Genomic DNA, 16,302 nt, shown 5'->3' on the forward strand with positions numbered 1-16,302 from the left:
GGCGCCCAGATTATTCCATTTGCGGGGTTCAGTAGAACACGCTCGAAAAACCTAAAAATAGTTACTAAGGTTAAAGCATTGAATTACATTGATAAAATCAAAGCTAACGGTTAATTAGGGTCCAGAATCGTTGGACGCGATCAGCAGCGGCGGCCATACAAAACGTTTACGTTTTTGCAGTTTGTCTGAGCCCCACGACACCACGAGCATGCCAATTACCGCCGCCAGGTAAGGTAGCGCCGACAGCCAGCCGGCCTCGACCATGTCCATCTGCAACCCGGCCTTGAGGATCGACGGCAGCCACAGCACAAAGCCATACACGCCGATGCTCCAGCAGAAGAACTGCAGCGCGAGGATGATCACCTTCGGCGAGCGGAATGCTTCGCCATAGTTCTTCACGGCCTTGATGCCCACCTGTTCGGCGGCGAGGGCGGTTTCCAGGCAGTGCTTTTCGCTGTCGCTGAGCCACTTCGCGTCTTTTGGCCGCTCATCGGCCAGGCGCCACCAGATAAACGCCCACAGCACGGCGGGCAAACCTTCGATGATAAACATCCAGCGCCAGCTGAAATGCTGCACCAGGTAGCCCGACACCACCGACATCCACAGCATGGTCACCGGGTTGCCGAGGATCAGGAAGGTGTTGGCCCGCGAGCGTTCGGCACGGGTGAACCAATGGCACAGGTACACCAGCATCGCCGGCATCACCGCAGCTTCGACCACGCCAAGCATGAAGCGAATCAGGATCAGCATGTAGGCGTTGGATACCACGCCGGTCAGCGTGGCCAAGCCGCCCCAGAGGATCAGGCTGACAAAAATCAGCTTCTTTACGCTGCGCTTTTGCGCGTAGATCGCCCCCGGCACCTGGAAGAAAAAGTAGCCAAGGAAAAACAGCGCCCCCAGCAACGACGACATGCCGGGGGTGATCATCAGGTCTTCGGCCATCCCGGAGGCGGCGGCGAAGCCGTAGTTGGCGCGGTCCAGGTACGCCAGGCTGTAGGTGATAAAAACGATGGGCATGATGTACCACCAACGGCGGGTGGCGAGTTTCACGGTTTCCATGGGGTTGCTCCTGAGCTTGTTGTAGTTGTGGCAACAGGTAGTGGGTTAGGCAACGGCTTGAACGGGTAACTCCAAACGGGTGGGCAAACCTTCCATGTCGCCGCGACTTTGCACGGCACGGCTGCCGATCCAGTTACCGCGCTGCATGGCCTCGGGGAAGCTGAGGTTTTCCAGGAGGGCGCTGATCATGCCCACGGCAAAACCGTCGCCGGCGCCAACGGTGTCCACAACGTTGGCCACGGGCACGGCGGCGATAAAACCCTGGTCCAGGTGCGTGCGGTAATAGGCGCCGTCTGCGCCGAGCTTGATGGCAACGGCTTCGGCGCCACGGTCGAGGTAGAACGCGGCGATATCGGCCGGATCATCGAAACCGGTGAGCAGGCGACCTTCGCCCAGGCCCGGCAAGACCCAGTCGGCCAGGCTGGCGAGGGCGTTGATTTCGCGGATCATCTGCGCCTGGCTGGCCCACAGCGCGGGGCGCAGGTTGGGGTCGAACGACACGCTGCGGCCGGCGCTGCGCATTTGTGTCATCAGTTCCACCGACAGCTCGCGGGTCGCCTCGGACAGCGCGGGCGGAATCCCGGTGGCGTGCAGGTGACGGGCGTTGAGCAAGGTCGGACTGATCGCCGCGACCGACAGGTGACTGGCCGCCGAGCCCTTGCGGAAGTACTCCACCTGCGGGTCGGCGCCGGCTTCTTCGCGGGACTTGAACTGAAAGCCCGTCGGATGCAGGGGATCAACCGCCACATGCCGGCAATCCAGGCCTTCTTTTTGCAACGTATCCACCACAAAACGCCCGAGGGAGTCATTGCCCACGCGGCTCAGCCACGCCACCTTGAAACCCAGGCGCGACAGGCCAATGGCGACGTTGCTGTCGGCGCCGGCAATGCGCTTGTGGAACTGCGCGACCTGGGCCAGATCGCCGGTTTGTTCGGCGACGAACATCGCCATGGTTTCGCCAAACGAGAGGATATCGATCTCAGACATGGGGGTTCTCCGCACGCGGTTGGCCGAGGTGGGCGAGGGCGGTGACCTGCTGCGCGGTGACCGCAATCAGGTCATCGCCTTGCAGCGGGAATTCCACCGCCCGGGTAATCCCTTGAGTCATGTGCTTGAGCAATTGTTCCCACAGGTGCAGGTCGGTGGCGCCGGGCGGCAGGGCCACGAGTTTGCCGTCCGCGCGGCGGGCCACGGCCTTGCAGTGCAGGTAGTCCACATGCCGGCCGAGCAGGCGCGCGGCAGTGAGGGCGGATTGGTCCTGCCACTGCCAGTTGCCGATGTCGAAGGTCATCTTGATCGGCAGGCCCAGGCGTTCGACTTCGGTAAAGAAACGCTGCATCGGCTCGATCCGTCCGCCGTGCAGGGTCTGGTCATTTTCCACCAGCAACTGCACCGGGTGGCGGTTGAGCAGGGCGTGTAGGGTTTCCAGGTCGTTGGTGTCGGTGAAATAGCCGAGGGAGACCTTCAGCCAGCGTGAACCGAACGCCTGCGCCCGTTCCAGGGTGGCGGCGAGGTCGGCATTCGGTTGGGCGCGGCCGGCGACCCATAGTTCCAGGGGCGAAGAGAACACCGCTTCCAGGTCATGCTGCGCGGCGGCCTGGGCCAGTTCGGCGGGCTGTTCGTGGGTGAGCAACTCTTCACGCCATTCGATGCGCTGGGCACCGGCGGCGGCGAGCAGCTCGACAAAACTCAATTGGCCCTGCTGGCGAACCAGGTCGGCGCCGTAGCTGGAAAGGCTTATGGAAACGGGGTATTTATGCATTGTTATTGACCTCTGAAACCGGTTTCATTTTTAAGCGCAAATCAAAAAGTGGGAGCTGGCTTGCCTGCGATGACGGCGTGTCAGTCGACTACACCATCGCCTGTTGCTCCGCTATCGCAGCGATGCGGCGACCCGACAAGCCAGCTCCCACAATGGATTGTGTTGAGCCTCGGATAATCAGTTCGGGCATGAAATCCAGGGTGCGTGTCGGTTCGGTATCGCCGCGCAGGCGCTTGAGCAGGCACTCGAATGCGCTGGCGCCGATGGCTTCGGTGGGTTGGGCGAGGGCGGTGATGCCATTCCCTACCAGCGGGTACCAGTCCAGGTCATCCAGGGCGATCAGGCCAACGTCGTCAAACAGGCTGCAGCCCAGGCTCTTGAGCGCACGGGTGCAGGCCAACGCGGCGACGCCGTTGGCACAGAACAGTGCCTTGGGGCCGGGTTTGGCGAGGAAGGCTTGCAAGTACTTTTCCAGTTCGCCGTCCAGCTCTAATACTGCACCGGTCAGTTGCGGGCGGCCGGCAATCTCGGCCTTGAAGCTGTGCAAACGCTCCAACCGCGAACTGGTGCCATCGGTGGCTTCGCTCACCAGCAGCACGTCGCGATAACCCTGTTGCTCCAGATGCTCAACGGCCATGCGCACCGCCGCCGGGTTGTCCAACCCCACCAGGTCGCTGTGCAGCGGCGCGAGCTTGCGGTCCACCAGCACCAGGGGCATTTCCCGTTGCAGTTCCAGCAGTTGGTCGAGGTGATGGCCGAGGGTGTTCACGATCAGCCCTTCGATGTTGTACGAACGCAGCGCGGCGAGGTGCTGGCGTTCCTGTTCGTCATCGCGGTCGGTGTTGCACACCACCAGGCTGTAGCCGTGCTGGCGGCAGGCGGTTTCGACGCCATGCATCACGGCAATGGAATAGGGGTTGCGGATGTCGGCGACGAGCATGCCGATCAGGCGTGTGCGCCCACGTTTCAGGCCACGGGCCATCTGGTTGGGGCGGTAGCCGAGTTGTTCGATGGCGTGTTCGATGCGCAGGGCGATGGCATCGGAGAGCAGGGCGCGGTCGTCGCCGATGAAACGCGAGACGCTGGCCTTGGACACGCCGGCGTGTTGGGCCACGTCGAGCATGGTCACGCGGCTGCGCTGGGCGGCGGAAAATGAAGTCATGGCAGAGCCTTTCTTATTGTATGCGCTGGGATTGCGCTGAAACCGGTTTCAGAAGACATCAGGTACGCGCAATCGTCAAGTTAATCTTCGGTTTTTTATAGTCGCAGTTATCCCGCCAGGCCGACGAATGGGTCGTTAGCCTGTTAGTTCTGACAGTAGTCGAGTCGGCTGATTTGGCATTTACTTTCTTCAATAGGCGAATAGCTTCCAGGCGTTTACGGCCGGCCACGCATCAGGAGAAAGAAAATGTCTGTATCCACACCTGCTCAGCCTCAACTAACACACAGTGGAACGGTCCTGGCACTTGGGCCGATGGAAATCCCGGGTGTGGATCCTCTCGACCCCGAAGGTTTGGTGCCCGTCCACCTTCTGCTGACGGACTTGTTGGTGAGGGTTCCCAGGTGGCTACCTGCGCCGGAGCCTGCAGACACGCCCCACAGGCTGTTCCTCATCTGGCTGCGGGACGGTATTGAAAGGCAGGCCGATTTCCGACTCGTCAATGCGCCCCCCCCTCCGTTACCGCCCTTTATTGAAGTGCATGTGCCGTTGCTGATGCTGAGAGAGCGTTCAGGCACCGTAGAGTTGTTTTATCGAGTGGTCGATTCGGAAGGACAGTCGAGTGAGCTTGACCCGAAGTTAACCTTGACCATCGATTTGGATGGGCCGGAACTGCTTCGACCAGATGATCAACTGAGTTTCGTGACGCCACCTGTTACAGGTATCGATGAGCTCTATCTCGCGACCAATGACCCGGTAAGGTTCAACGTGCCGCCTTATCTGAGGCGAAGTCGCCTAGACCGTATTGAAATGTTCCTGTCCAATAGTCCAAACCCGCCAGCGGCCGGGCCTGATGGCGTTCACATACTTGAAAATATTTCAGACCCGCTGGTGGTTGAGCTGGCAGCTGACGCGTTTCGTAGGCTGAACAATGGGCCAGCTTTTATCTTTTATCGGGTGTTCGATCGGGCCGGTAACTTCAGTACACGCAGTGCCGGTTTGCCGTTTGTGTTGAACCTGATTGCGAGTCCGGGAGTACCGCTTGCAGCGCCTCGTATCCGGCCACCTGCCTACGATGACAGCCTCATCAAGCGTGATGATGCGAGGGCAGGGGTGGTGGTGCTGATTGATCCTTACCTGAACTGGGCCTCCGGTGATCACGCCAGGGTGTTCTGGGATGATCGTCCGGTCGCCGATGCACCGGTGCTCGATGGCGTGGTGACCGAGGTGCCGATCCCCTGGTTAACCATGCGTGGCCCGTTGCCGGTTCTGGTAGCGGAGGAGGTGCGAGTTCGTTACGAGATCATTCGCGGCCTCTCGACCTTCCCTTCATTTGCGCGACGTATCCAGCAGGATTTCAGGGTTGCCGGGCAGGATCATGCGGGAGCGCCCGCGCTGCTCAACCCCGACTTGCCGTTGGCTGAAGTGCGCGGTTTGGTGTCAGACGAACCCAATGTAGTCGATCATCGGGACCAAGACGTGGGGGCCCGTGCCCGTGTGTTTCTTTATGACGATCCACAGCCAGGGCAAGTGCTGCGGTTCTTTTGGAATGGTATCGGCCCCGTTGCAACCAAAACGGTGCAGCCGGGGGAAGTGGGGGGCCAATTAGTATTTTCCAGCGTTATTCCTTGGGCGGTCATGGAGGGCATCATCAACCCCGCATTGCCTGTGTATTACACGACCGATAATGGCGTTAACCAGCAGCAGTCGGCAAACACCCTGGTCAATGTCAATACGGGCGCTGTGGCGAGTTTTCCTGTACCGGTTATTCGTCACACGCTTCTCGGGGGGACAGGGACCTTCCTCACCTGCTGTTCCTCCCCGGAAATTTTTTTTGGAGTCACTTGGGAAGTGGTACCTCATGCCGATTTTGAACTGAACGATGAAATCCGGTTTTTTACCCATGGCTATAACAATAATGGTTGGGATGATCCGGTTGTGGAGGAAAGCCGGTTCGCCGAGCGTCAGTCTTTTAGCACCCCCATGGACTTGGCGAATGGGCTGAAATTTACCGTCGCGCCATTCGATCCTGTGGTGTATTCGTTGCGTCTTCGAAGCACTGCACAAGCCTGGTATGAGGTGTGGCGCGGCCCATCGAAGATTGGTCAATCGGTCCTTCGGCGGTTCAGGGTTGACTTGGCTTACCCAACAGTTGGGTTTTGCAAGGCGGGCGATGTCATCAGTTGTTCGAGTGACGGTGTACCGACGCTGATGGGGCATAAGTAATAACGTGACGACGAAGTGCTTGGGATAAAGCGACTTTACGAAATCTGAAATCGGGAAGTGCTGTTTTTAGTCGGGTAAACAGTTGTAAAAAATGATCTGGGCTAATCGAATAGTATTAGTGCTGTTGTTCGTCATTCCAGATGGGTCACTCAATGGAGATTAATGATGAACAAAAAAACGCGAGATTATTTTGCCAAACTCAATGCGGCTAAAAATCCGCCGCCGGCGGTGTTGGCGGAATTGGATGCGCCGGAGTTTGATTTTGTTCCAGGTTTTCCGGGTTTGATTTACCGGGAGCAGGCCTTAGCCGAAAATATGGAGCTGCGTTTTCCGCGCTGGGCAGACTACAGCACCGATCCGAGCAACCCTGATACTGTACGTGTGTTTATAAAACCTGCGGATGATGCTGAATACGGTGAGCCGTTCATCACGTTCAAACATAATTTTGATGTGACGCTTCCCGAAGCCTTTGCCACCACGAATATCGTCCGAGGCAGGCGGCCCCCGGGCATCTGGGACATGAAGTACGAGGTGTTTATCGTCCGTATTCCGAACTTGAGTGAGTCGGACCCGGCGCGCCTGATTGTCGATACCGATGCGCCTTATGCATCCTCTCCGAGTAACCCTCCCGCGCCCATTCTACCGGCCGGTGTGACACTGCCGATTGATTTGACTGACTTTCCGGCACCGCCCAATGATCGACTGTTTTTTTCGATTCCTGACTACGTTGCCTTTGGGCGCGCACCAGGGGACACCCTGAGGCTGTACTACAATGGTTCTGATACTCCTTATGCACCTGATCCACCCTCTACCGATGTGGATTGGCCGGTGACGGATTTGAGGTTCCCATTGCCCAAAAGTGTCGTAGAGGCGGGGCCGGACGGCTTCAACACCCTTCGGTATGAACTGCTGGACGCTGCCGGTAACGTAAGTCGGCTTTCCTCCTCGCGCTCGTTCGATGTGGCATTGATGCCGGGCCCACGAAACCTGAAAGCGCCATTGATCAACAGGGCGTTTCCGGGTGACGGCCTGCTTGACCGGGTCGACGTGTCCATGGACTTCGGGATGATTGTGCGGATCCAGGCCTATGATGATTTTCAGCGGGGCGATGACGGGGATTTCTTTGATCTTACGCTTTCGACGAGTGTCGGTACTGAAACCATTGTGAGCACCCCACTAGGAAGCACCAGCTTTCCAGTCCCTATTCCGGTTCCCTACTATATATTGGCCAGCCTCTATGGTGCCTCGACGGGGGACCTGCCGCTCACGGCTACGTACGTCATCAAACGTCGATCCGTTACGTATCCGCCTGCGCCGCCGACGCAGATCAACTTGAATCTGCACGTGGTCGGCCCCACCCCGACGGACCCACCGGACCTGGTGAACACCGATCTGGACGCCGTCGTAATCAAAGGGGTGGATGCGAGCGGGGTCGAGGGTGATGACAATGAGTTATTGCCAACCCACGCCAACCGGCCAGCGAATGCCCATATCACGTTATGGGACGAAACTCCGACCCCTGATGCTGAAGATTTTGTCATCCGACTTTTTTACGAGGGGGACCTGGCAGCCACGCGTGCCATTACGGGGGGAATGGCCGGCCAGCTTGTCGTGCCACCGCTGCAGATTCCATGGCCGCTGATTGCCAAGCATGGTAATGCGCCGCCTCTGAAGCAGGTGTATTACACCATCAGTGCGGCAACCGGCACGAATCGGCAGGAGTCCGTTTTCACACAGGTGGATGTACAGGCCAATGTTCAGTCTCTCGCCCAGCCAGAGGTGCGAAACCTTGAGCTGATTGGCGGTCCACCCGGCCTCATCAACTGCAGTACGTTGAGGCCGTTGAATACGGATGGGAATATCAGGGTGTTTATCCCGCCATCAAGCTTGTTCGAGCCGTTTATGGTGGTCCGGGTGGACTGGAAAGGCTACAGCGACAACACCGGCACGACTGAAGTAACGGCAGCCGCCAGTTTCACGAATTCCCTTCCGCTTACAGCGCCCATGATTGCGCTGGGGTTTGAGGTGGACCTGGGACCGTTCTCCACCATCATGAAGCTTGTCCAGCCTAACTATGGAGTACGGTTGTTCGGGTCGGCACGGATCAACTACACGATTCAATTGCCGTCGGGGTCTTTGACATCCAGTGACGCCTTCCACGTGATGCGTGCGATCAAAGCCGGTGCTTCTCCCACCTACTGCGATAACACGACGGTCCCTGCGGCCCCCTGAGGTGTTGTGAAAAAACGGCCAAGGAGCAGCCACGCTGCTCCTTGGTTTCGTGGTGTGAGAGGCGAGGTCGAATCAACATCCTCATTCACACGTTCTCCATCGACTATTAGCAATAGTACTTAAGATTAATCCTACATAAACAGGGAACAACTCTGGGTAACTTGGCGCCGCTTGATTGGCAAGGTCCCACGCTCTTCGGTACCGGCCAATTTCTTCCTTCAAGGAATGCCAAACCCAGAGGTTCGTCCAATGTCGTCAATTTTCAATTTTAAACTCAGCCCTTTAAGTGTTGCCTTGAAGGCAAACGCAGTCTCTTTGCTGGTCCTTATGGCGGGTGTTGCTGAAGCCCGCGTGGTAACCGGCCCAAATGAAACGGTTCGCCCTGGCCCTCCGCCAGACAGCTTCGAACTGCGGTCTGGCTCTGGCCTCACGGTAGAAGGGGCAACCACCAAGCAAATTCGCGCGCAGTCTGCGAGGTTGACGGTTAACGCGGGCAGCAAGACTCAAGACATCACTGCATTCAATTCAACCGTGAGTCTCAGTGGCGCCGAGGTTACTGCGCGCGCCACGCAGCCCGCAGCGGTCTTCATGAGTGGCGGTACGCTTTCTATACACAACAGCACGCTCACTCACAGTAATGGCATCGGCTTGGTTGTTTCCCGCGGAGTCGGCGTTGATGAAGGCGCAACCGCCTCCGTATTCAATAGCCTCATCAAAGGCACTACGCGTGGCGCCAGTGTCAGTGGCAACAGCACGCTGGAACTCAACGGAGCCGAACTTGAAGGCACTGCTGACAATGGCGTTGGCTTGTATCTGTTTGGCCAGGCCGTCGCGAACAATAGCCTGATCACAGGCGGTCAGAATGGCGTGCGGATGGATATGGACCGCAGCACTGATGCGCCCAATACGCTGGTACTCAATGGCGCGCATGTAGAAGGCAAAACCGGTGCTGCCATCCTGGTCGAAAGTTCAAAGGCCGGCGAGCTGGTTGATGCCGATATTCAGATTCGTAACGGTTCGACCCTCAAGGGCGGTAACGGCAATATCCTTGAAGTCACCGGCGGCTCCTTGGCCAACATGAACGTCGACCGAAGTTTCCTGGAGGGCGACATTGTCGCCGAAGAGGGCAGCACCGCCAAAGTACAACTCAACAACGGCTCCTGGCTGACTGGCCAGCTGAAAAACGTGGCTGAGTTGAGTGTGAACGAGGCTTCCCGCTGGGTATTGGTGGGCGACAGCAATGTCGAAGCACTGAAAATGGGCGGCGGGGAGGTGCATTTTGGTGGCAAGGATGAGTTCTATCAGCTGGATGTGAAGAGCCTGGAAGGCGAAGGCACCTTCGTCATGCACACCGACTTCTCCACGCACCAGACCGACTTCCTCAACGTGGAAGGCAAGGCCGAGGGCAATCACAGCCTGCTGTTGGCCGCCACCGGTTCGGAGCTGGCCCGTGGCGAGCCGATCAAGGTAGTACACACCGAAGGCGGCGATGCGCAGTTCTCCCTGCTGGGCGAAACCGTGGACATTGGTGCTTTTGCCTACGGGCTGCAAAAGGACGGTACCGACTGGTTGCTCGACCCGACGCGCCGCCGCACCAGTACCAGCGCCCATTCGGTATTGGCGTTGTTCAATAGCGCGCCGACCGTGTTGTACGGTGAGTCGTCCATCCTGCGTACCCGCATGGGGGAACTGCGCTTCAGCGAACACAAGGACAACGGCCTGTGGATGCGCAGCTACGGCAACAAGTATGAAGTGGCCGCCAACAAGAACGGCGCTGGTTATGCGCAAACCCAAAAGGGTTTCACCATCGGTGCCGATGCACCGTTGTCCGGCGGTGACGGGCAGTGGCTGGCGGGTGTGATGGCCGGTCACAGCACCTCGGACCTGGACCTGCAGCGTGGCAGCACAGCTGACGTCAAGAGCTACTACCTGGGTGCCTACGCCACCTGGTTGGATGATGAAAGCGGCCTGTACTTCGATGGTGTCGCCAAGCTCAACCGCTTGCACAACAACGTCGATGTGACCATGAGCGATGGCAAGAAAGCCAAAGGCAACTACACGCAGAATGCAGTGGGTGCCTCGGCCGAAGTGGGCCGCCATATCAAGCTTGACGACGGCTTCTTTGTCGAACCGTACTCGCAACTGTCGGCAACCATCATCCAGGCCCAGAGCTACGACCTGGACAACGGTTTGCACGCCAAGGGTGATCGTTCGGCGTCGGTGGTCGGCAAAGTGGGCGTGACGGTGGGCAAGGACATCCAGCTGGACAGCGGTGGCGTGTTGCAACCGTACCTGCGCACTGCGGTTGCCCATGAGTTCAACCACAGCAACAAGGTCAAGATCAACGATCAGACCTTCAACAACGACGTGTTTGGTTCGCGTGTCGAATTGGCCGCCGGTGTCGCCATGTCGGTATCGAAGAACGTCAAGCTGCATGCCGACTTCGAAACCAGCAAGGGCAAGCAGATCGACCAGCCGTGGGGTGTCAACGTCGGCGTGCGCTACGACTTTTAAGCAGCGCGGTCAGTCATTTGAAAGGGGAAGCTTCGGCTTCCCCTTTTTTGCTTTAGCCGAACAACCCGGCGGCGATGTTGATCGAGAAACCCAGGATCGCGGTGTTGAACAGGAACCCGATCAACGACTGCCCCAATACCACCTTGCGCATGGACCGTGTCGCTACGCCCACATCCGAGGTCTGCACCGCCACGCCAATGGTGAAGGAGAAATACAGGAAGTCCCAGTAATTGGGTGTCGTCAGGCCCTCGGCAAAACGCAGCGCCGGTTCCTTGCCGTCCCAGGTGTAATAAAGGCGCGCGTAATGCACGCTGAAAATCACCCCGATCAGCAACCATGAACCGATCACCGTCAGCCCAGTGAACCCGTAGTGCAGCAGGCGCGCGGTGGTGGGCAGGTCCTTGCTGCCGACCAGTTCGAAGGTGATGGTCGCCAGGCTGGCAATGGCCGCGATGCACACCATGAACAGCACCAGCCCGGCGTTCTCGTCTTCGATTTCGGCGATGCGTTTTACGTCCGGGGCCTTGGCGCGCATGGTCAGCCACAGCATCAGTACCAGGTAGGTCCAGACGCCGGCGTTCCAGCCGATGAGGATTTTGCTGGCGAGGCTGTCGGCGGGTACCAGGATGCCGACGGCAAGGCCCAGCACGGCGGCGGTGGAAAGGCGAGGGTGGGTGCGGGCGAGGAAGGGCATGGCGGCTCACAACTGACGGTGTGTGAGCAGACTGTACCCGATCCTTGTGGGAGCTGGCTTGCCTGCGATGCAGGCGACTCGGTATCCCAGATGTACCGAGTCGCCTGCATCGCAGGCAAGCCAGCTCCCACAGGTTATCGGGTGTTCTTCCTGACCAGTTTCATCACCACCACAAAGAACACCGGCACAAACACCACCGCCAGTGTCGCCGTGATCATCCCGCCAATCACCCCCGTACCAATCGCCTGCTGGCTCGCCGAGCTGGCCCCGGTGGCAATTGCCAACGGCACCACGCCAAGGATGAACGCCAGCGAGGTCATGATGATCGGCCGCAAGCGCAGGCGTGCCGCCTTCAACGTCGCGCTGATCAAGTCTTCGCCCTGGTCATACAGGTCCTTGGCAAACTCGATGATCAGAATCGCGTTCTTCGCCGACAGGCCAATGATGGTGATCAAGCCCACCTTGAAGAACACATCGTTGGGCATGCCGCGCAAGCTCACCGCCAACACCGCGCCGAGCACGCCCAGCGGTACCACCAGCAACACCGAGGTCGGGATCGACCAGCTTTCGTACAACGCCGCCAGGCACAGGAACACGATCAGCAACGACAGGCCCAACAGCAACGGCGCCTGGGCACCGGACAAGCGTTCCTGTAACGACAGCCCGGTCCATTCCTGGCCCAAACCCGCTGGCAGCTGGTTGACCAGGCGCTGGATTTCATCCATGGCCTCGCCGGTGCTGTGGCCCGGGGCCGCTTCGCCGCTGATGGCGATGGCCGGGTAGCCGTTGTAGCGCGTCAATTGCGCCGGGCCCTGGGTCCATTTGGCTTCGACAAATGCCGACAGCGGCACCATCTTCCCTTCCTTGTTGCGCACATTGATCTTCATCAAATCCGCCACCTGGCTGCGCTGGTCGCCCTCGGCCTGCACCACCACCCGCTGCATGCGGCCCTGGTTGGGGAAGTCGTTGATGTAGGCCGAACCAATCGCCGAGGACAGCACATTGCCCACATCGGCAAAGGACACGCCCAGTGCGTTGGCCTGCTTGCGGTCCACTTGCAATTGCACCTGCGGCGCTTCGGCCAGGGCGCTTTCGCGCACGTTGGCGAGGATCGGGCTCTTTTCCGCCGTCTCGAGCAACTCGGTACGCGCCGCCATCAAGGCCGCATGGCCGACGCCACCCCGGTCCTGCAAGCGGAACTCAAACCCACTGGAAGTGCCCAGGCCGTCGACCGGCGGCGGCAGGATGGCGTAGGCAATCGCATCCTTGAGCCCGCTGAACGCGGCGTTGGCGCGGTCGGCAATCGCCATGGCCGAATCCGCGCTGCCGCGCGCCGACCAATCCTTGAGCGTGGTAAAGGCCAGCGCGGCGTTCTGCCCCGAACCGGAGAAGCTGAAGCCCATGATCATGGTGGTGTCGCCCACCCCCGGCTCACCGGCGTTGTGCGCTTCGATCTGCTCGGCCACCTGCACCGTGCGGTTCTTGCTGGCGCCGGGCGGCAGCTGGATATCGGTGATGGTGTAACCCTGGTCTTCCACCGGCAGGAACGAGGAGGGCAGGCGTGTGAACATCCAACCCAGGCCCACCAACAGCACCAGGTAAATCAGCAGGTAACGGCCGCTGCGCTTGAGGGCGTAGGCCACCCAGCCTTCATAACGGTCGGTGAGCTGCTCGAAGCGCCGGTTGAACCAGCCGAAGAAACCGCCCTTGGCATGGTGCTCGCCCTTGGCAATCGGCTTGAGCAAGGTGGCGCACAGCGCGGGGGTCAAGGTCAGGGCGAGGAACGCCGAGAACAGGATCGAGGTGGCCATCGAAAGCGAGAACTGCTGGTAGATCACCCCCACCGAACCGGCCATGAACGCCATCGGCAGGAACACTGCCACCAGCACCAGGGTGATGCCGACGATGGCGCCAGTGATCTGGCCCATGGCTTTACGCGTGGCTTCCTTGGGCGACAAACCCTCGGTGACCATGATCCGCTCGACGTTCTCCACCACCACAATCGCATCGTCCACCAGGATGCCGATGGCCAGCACCATGCCAAACATGGTCAGCACGTTGATCGAGAAACCCAGCAACAGCATGGTGGCGAAGGTGCCCATCAGCGCGATCGGCACCACCAGCGTCGGGATCAGCGTGTAGCGCACGTTCTGCAGGAACAGGAACATCACCGCAAACACCAGCGCCATGGCCTCCAGCAAGGTGTAGACCACCTTGGTGATCGAGACTTTGACGAAGGGCGAGGTGTCGTACGGAATCTTGTACTCCACGTTCGCCGGGAAGTAGCGCGACAGCTCGTCCATCTTCGCCCGCACCAGGGTCGCGGTGTTCAGCGCGTTGGCGCCGGGCGCCAATTGCACGCTGACGGCGGTGGACGGCTTGCCGTTCAGGCGCGTGGAGAACTGGTATTCCTGGCTGCCGATTTCCACCCGCGCCACGTCGCCGACGCGCACGGTGGAGCCGTCCGGGTTGGCCTTGAGCACGATGTCGGCGAATTCTGCCGGGGTCGACAGCTGGCCTTTGACCAGGATCGCCGCGGTGATTTCCTGGGTTTTTGGGCCTGGCAAATCACCGATGCTACCGGCCGAGACCTGGGCGTTCTGCGCGCTGATGGCCGCATTCACATCGGCCGGCGTGAGGTTGAAGCCGATCAGCTTCTGCGGGTCGATCCAGATGCGCATCGCGCGCTCGGCGCCGTACAACTGCGCCTTGCCCACGCCGTCCAGGCGCTTGAGCTCGTTCATCACGTTGCGCGCCAGGTAATCGCTGAGCGCGACGTCATCCAGCTTGCCGTCGTTGGAGGTGAGGGTGACCAACAACAGGAAGCCAGCGGAGACTTTCTCCACCTGCAAGCCTTGCTGGGTCACCGCCTGTGGCAGACGCGGCTCAACGGCCTTGAGGCGGTTTTGCACATCGACCTGGGCCATCTCCGGGTCGGTGCCCGGCTGGAAGGTCGCGGTGATGGTGGCCGAGCCGAGGCTGCTCTGGGATTCGAAATACAGCAGGTGATCGGCGCCGTTGAGCTCCTGCTCGATCAGGCTGACCACACTCTCATCCAGGGTCTGCGCCGATGCGCCAGGGTACACCGCATAGATTTCGACTTTCGGCGGCGCGACGTTGGGGTACTGCGCCACCGGCAACTGCGGGATGGCCAGCAAGCCCGCCAGCAGGATAAACAGGGCCACCACCCAAGCGAAGATCGGGCGGTCAATAAAGAACTGCGGCATGGCGGATTATTCCTTTGCGAGCTGGCCGGAGGTGGGGCTGTTGTCCACCTCTACTTTTTCACCGGGGCGGGCGTGTTGCAGGCCTTCGACGATAATGCGGTCGCCGGGCTTGAGGCCGTGGTTGACCACCCAGCGGTCGTTGATCACCGCACCCAACTCCACCGGTTGCTGGCTGACGACTTGCTCGGCGTCCAGCAGCAGCACCATCGGGATGCCGGCGCTGTCACGGGTAATGGCGCGTTGCGGCACGCTGATGCCTTGCTTGTCGACGGCCTGTTCCAGGCGCACCCGCACAAAACTGCCGGGCAGCAGGTCGAGGTCCGGGTTGGGGAACTCGCTGCGCAGGATGATCTGCCCGGTGCCCGGGTCGACGCTGATCTCGGCGAACAGCAACTTGCCCGGCAACGGGTAGAGGCTGCCGTCGTCCTCGATCAGCGTGGCCTTGGCCTGGTCCTGGCCGACCTGCTTCAAACTGCCGGCGCGGAAGGCGCGGCGCAGGTCATTCAGCTCGCGGGTGGACTGGGTCAGGTCGGCGTGGATCGGGTCCAGTTGCTGGATGATCGCCAGCGGCGTCGCCTCGTTCTGGCCCACCAGCGCCCCTTCAGTCACCAGGGCACGGCCGATACGCCCGGAAATCGGCGCGGTCACGGTGGCGTAGCCCAGGTTCAGCCTGGCGCGCTCCACGGCGGCCTTGTTGGCGGCGACTTCGGCGTTGGTCTGGCGCAGCGCCGCGCGGGCGTTGTCGTAGTCCTGGCCGCTGATGGCCTTGTCGGCCACCAGTTGGCTGTAGCGCTGCTCTTGCAAGCGCGCCTGGAACGCATTGGCCTCGGCCTTGCTCAGGTTGGCCTGGGCGCTGTCGAGGTCGGCCTTGAACGGAGCCGGGTCGATGCGAAATAGCACGTCGCCCTGTTTGACGTCATGGCCTTCCTTGAATACCCGCTGCATCACCACGCCCGCCACCCGTGCACGCACCTCGGCAATGCGCGGCGCGGCGATGCGCCCGCTCAGCTCGCTGCTGATGGACAGGGGCTTGGCTTCAAGGGTTTCGATACGCACTTTGGCCAGGGGCATCTGCGGCGCCTCGGCGGCGGACTGGTCACACGCGCTCAGGGCAAGGGTCAGGGCCAGCAGGCAAAACGGCGCAAACAGATTCTTCGACATGCTCTTATCCCAATAATGACTGGTGCATCCTAAAGCCCGTGGGGCCGGGGTGCTGTGAAGCTGTGTAGGTCGTGTGTGAAGAAATGTAAGGCAAGGCCCACGCTGGGCTGCGGGCGTATATCCTAGCTGATACAAACGCGGACTGATGTGGGAGCTGGCTTGCCTGCGATGCAGGCACCTCGGTACATCAGGTCCACCCAGTTGATGCCATCGCAGGCAAGCCAGCTCCCACACAAGCCTGTTCATGCATTGAAATTGTGTACGACTT

Annotated in this window: 10 protein-coding genes and 1 pseudogene; 3 read left to right on the top strand and 8 right to left on the bottom strand. The window is 60.0% G+C overall.

The features are described from left to right. Window positions 1-132: 132 nt before the first annotated feature. The 4 genes and pseudogenes from J1G37_RS27035 to J1G37_RS27050 form a co-directional block, all read right to left on the bottom strand. Window positions 133-1,059 (bottom strand): annotated as a pseudogene (locus J1G37_RS27035) (MFS transporter); the annotation flags it as partial. A 45-nt stretch (window positions 1,060-1,104) separates the two neighbouring features. Then, on the bottom strand, window positions 1,105-2,046 hold the full coding sequence (locus tag J1G37_RS27040) for a sugar kinase (protein ID WP_207046639.1): 942 nt from the start codon (window positions 2,044-2,046) through the stop codon (window positions 1,105-1,107). After that, a complete protein-coding gene (locus J1G37_RS27045) occupies window positions 2,039-2,821 on the bottom strand; it encodes a TIM barrel protein (RefSeq protein ID WP_207046640.1) in 783 nt (260 codons plus the stop codon). Before J1G37_RS27045 ends, J1G37_RS27040 begins: the two co-directional genes overlap by 8 nt. 88 nt (window positions 2,822-2,909) lie before the next feature. Then, window positions 2,910-3,983 (bottom strand): LacI family DNA-binding transcriptional regulator, encoded by a 1,074-nt coding sequence (locus J1G37_RS27050; protein WP_207046642.1) that lies wholly within the window; start codon window positions 3,981-3,983, stop codon window positions 2,910-2,912. A 246-nt stretch (window positions 3,984-4,229) separates the two neighbouring features. On the opposite strand from J1G37_RS27050, the gene J1G37_RS27055 reads away from it, so the two are divergent. Both J1G37_RS27055 and J1G37_RS27060 read left to right on the top strand, forming a co-directional pair. Beyond that, entirely contained in the window at window positions 4,230-6,206 is a 1,977-nt protein-coding gene (locus J1G37_RS27055; protein WP_207046644.1) for a hypothetical protein, read from the top strand. A gap of 165 nt (window positions 6,207-6,371) precedes the next feature. Beyond that, on the top strand, window positions 6,372-8,438 hold the full coding sequence (locus J1G37_RS27060) for a hypothetical protein (RefSeq protein ID WP_242551758.1): 2,067 nt from the start codon (window positions 6,372-6,374) through the stop codon (window positions 8,436-8,438). Window positions 8,439-8,963: 525 nt separating this feature from the next. On the opposite strand, the gene J1G37_RS29090 is transcribed toward J1G37_RS27060, so the two are convergent. After that, the gene (locus J1G37_RS29090) at window positions 8,964-9,368 is read right to left on the bottom strand and encodes a hypothetical protein (RefSeq protein WP_242551759.1); all 405 of its coding nucleotides are present in this window, start codon (window positions 9,366-9,368) and stop codon (window positions 8,964-8,966) included. Here J1G37_RS29090 and J1G37_RS27065 point away from each other — a divergent pair. After that, window positions 9,318-10,952, top strand: coding sequence for an autotransporter outer membrane beta-barrel domain-containing protein (locus J1G37_RS27065; protein ID WP_242551760.1), 1,635 nt, complete (start codon window positions 9,318-9,320; stop codon window positions 10,950-10,952). The two genes, J1G37_RS29090 and J1G37_RS27065, sit on opposite strands and share 51 nt — an antisense overlap. 52 nt (window positions 10,953-11,004) lie before the next feature. On the opposite strand, the gene J1G37_RS27070 is transcribed toward J1G37_RS27065, so the two are convergent. From J1G37_RS27070 to J1G37_RS27080, 3 genes are all read right to left on the bottom strand, one after another. Next, complete coding sequence (locus J1G37_RS27070; protein WP_207046650.1) at window positions 11,005-11,646, bottom strand: DUF1345 domain-containing protein; 642 nt, start codon at window positions 11,644-11,646, stop codon at window positions 11,005-11,007. 134 nt (window positions 11,647-11,780) lie between these two features. After that, window positions 11,781-14,873 (bottom strand): efflux RND transporter permease subunit, encoded by a 3,093-nt coding sequence (locus tag J1G37_RS27075; protein ID WP_207046652.1) that lies wholly within the window; start codon window positions 14,871-14,873, stop codon window positions 11,781-11,783. A gap of 6 nt (window positions 14,874-14,879) precedes the next feature. Then, entirely contained in the window at window positions 14,880-16,034 is a 1,155-nt protein-coding gene (locus J1G37_RS27080) for an efflux RND transporter periplasmic adaptor subunit (protein ID WP_207046654.1), read from the bottom strand. Window positions 16,035-16,302: the final 268 nt, after the last annotated feature.

Origin of the sequence: Pseudomonas sp. Marseille-Q1929 (genome assembly GCF_017316265.1) — a bacterium.
In the GTDB taxonomy this organism is placed as follows: domain Bacteria; phylum Pseudomonadota; class Gammaproteobacteria; order Pseudomonadales; family Pseudomonadaceae; genus Aquipseudomonas.

What these genes read in the sequence shown, in the direction of transcription:
- J1G37_RS27070 (WP_207046650.1), bottom strand. Translation starts at nt 11,646, where the DNA reads ATGCCCTTCCTCGCCCGCACCCACCCTCGCCTTTCCACCGCCGCCGTG.
- J1G37_RS27045 (WP_207046640.1), bottom strand. Translation starts at nt 2,821, where the DNA reads ATGCATAAATACCCCGTTTCCATAAGCCTTTCCAGCTACGGCGCCGAC.
- J1G37_RS27080 (WP_207046654.1), bottom strand. Translation starts at nt 16,034, where the DNA reads ATGTCGAAGAATCTGTTTGCGCCGTTTTGCCTGCTGGCCCTGACCCTT.
- J1G37_RS27065 (WP_242551760.1), top strand. Translation starts at nt 9,318, where the DNA reads ATGGACCGCAGCACTGATGCGCCCAATACGCTGGTACTCAATGGCGCG.
- J1G37_RS27075 (WP_207046652.1), bottom strand. Translation starts at nt 14,873, where the DNA reads ATGCCGCAGTTCTTTATTGACCGCCCGATCTTCGCTTGGGTGGTGGCC.
- J1G37_RS27060 (WP_242551758.1), top strand. Translation starts at nt 6,372, where the DNA reads ATGAACAAAAAAACGCGAGATTATTTTGCCAAACTCAATGCGGCTAAA.
- J1G37_RS29090 (WP_242551759.1), bottom strand. Translation starts at nt 9,368, where the DNA reads ATGCGCGCCATTGAGTACCAGCGTATTGGGCGCATCAGTGCTGCGGTC.
- J1G37_RS27050 (WP_207046642.1), bottom strand. Translation starts at nt 3,983, where the DNA reads ATGACTTCATTTTCCGCCGCCCAGCGCAGCCGCGTGACCATGCTCGAC.
- J1G37_RS27055 (WP_207046644.1), top strand. Translation starts at nt 4,230, where the DNA reads ATGTCTGTATCCACACCTGCTCAGCCTCAACTAACACACAGTGGAACG.
- J1G37_RS27040 (WP_207046639.1), bottom strand. Translation starts at nt 2,046, where the DNA reads ATGTCTGAGATCGATATCCTCTCGTTTGGCGAAACCATGGCGATGTTC.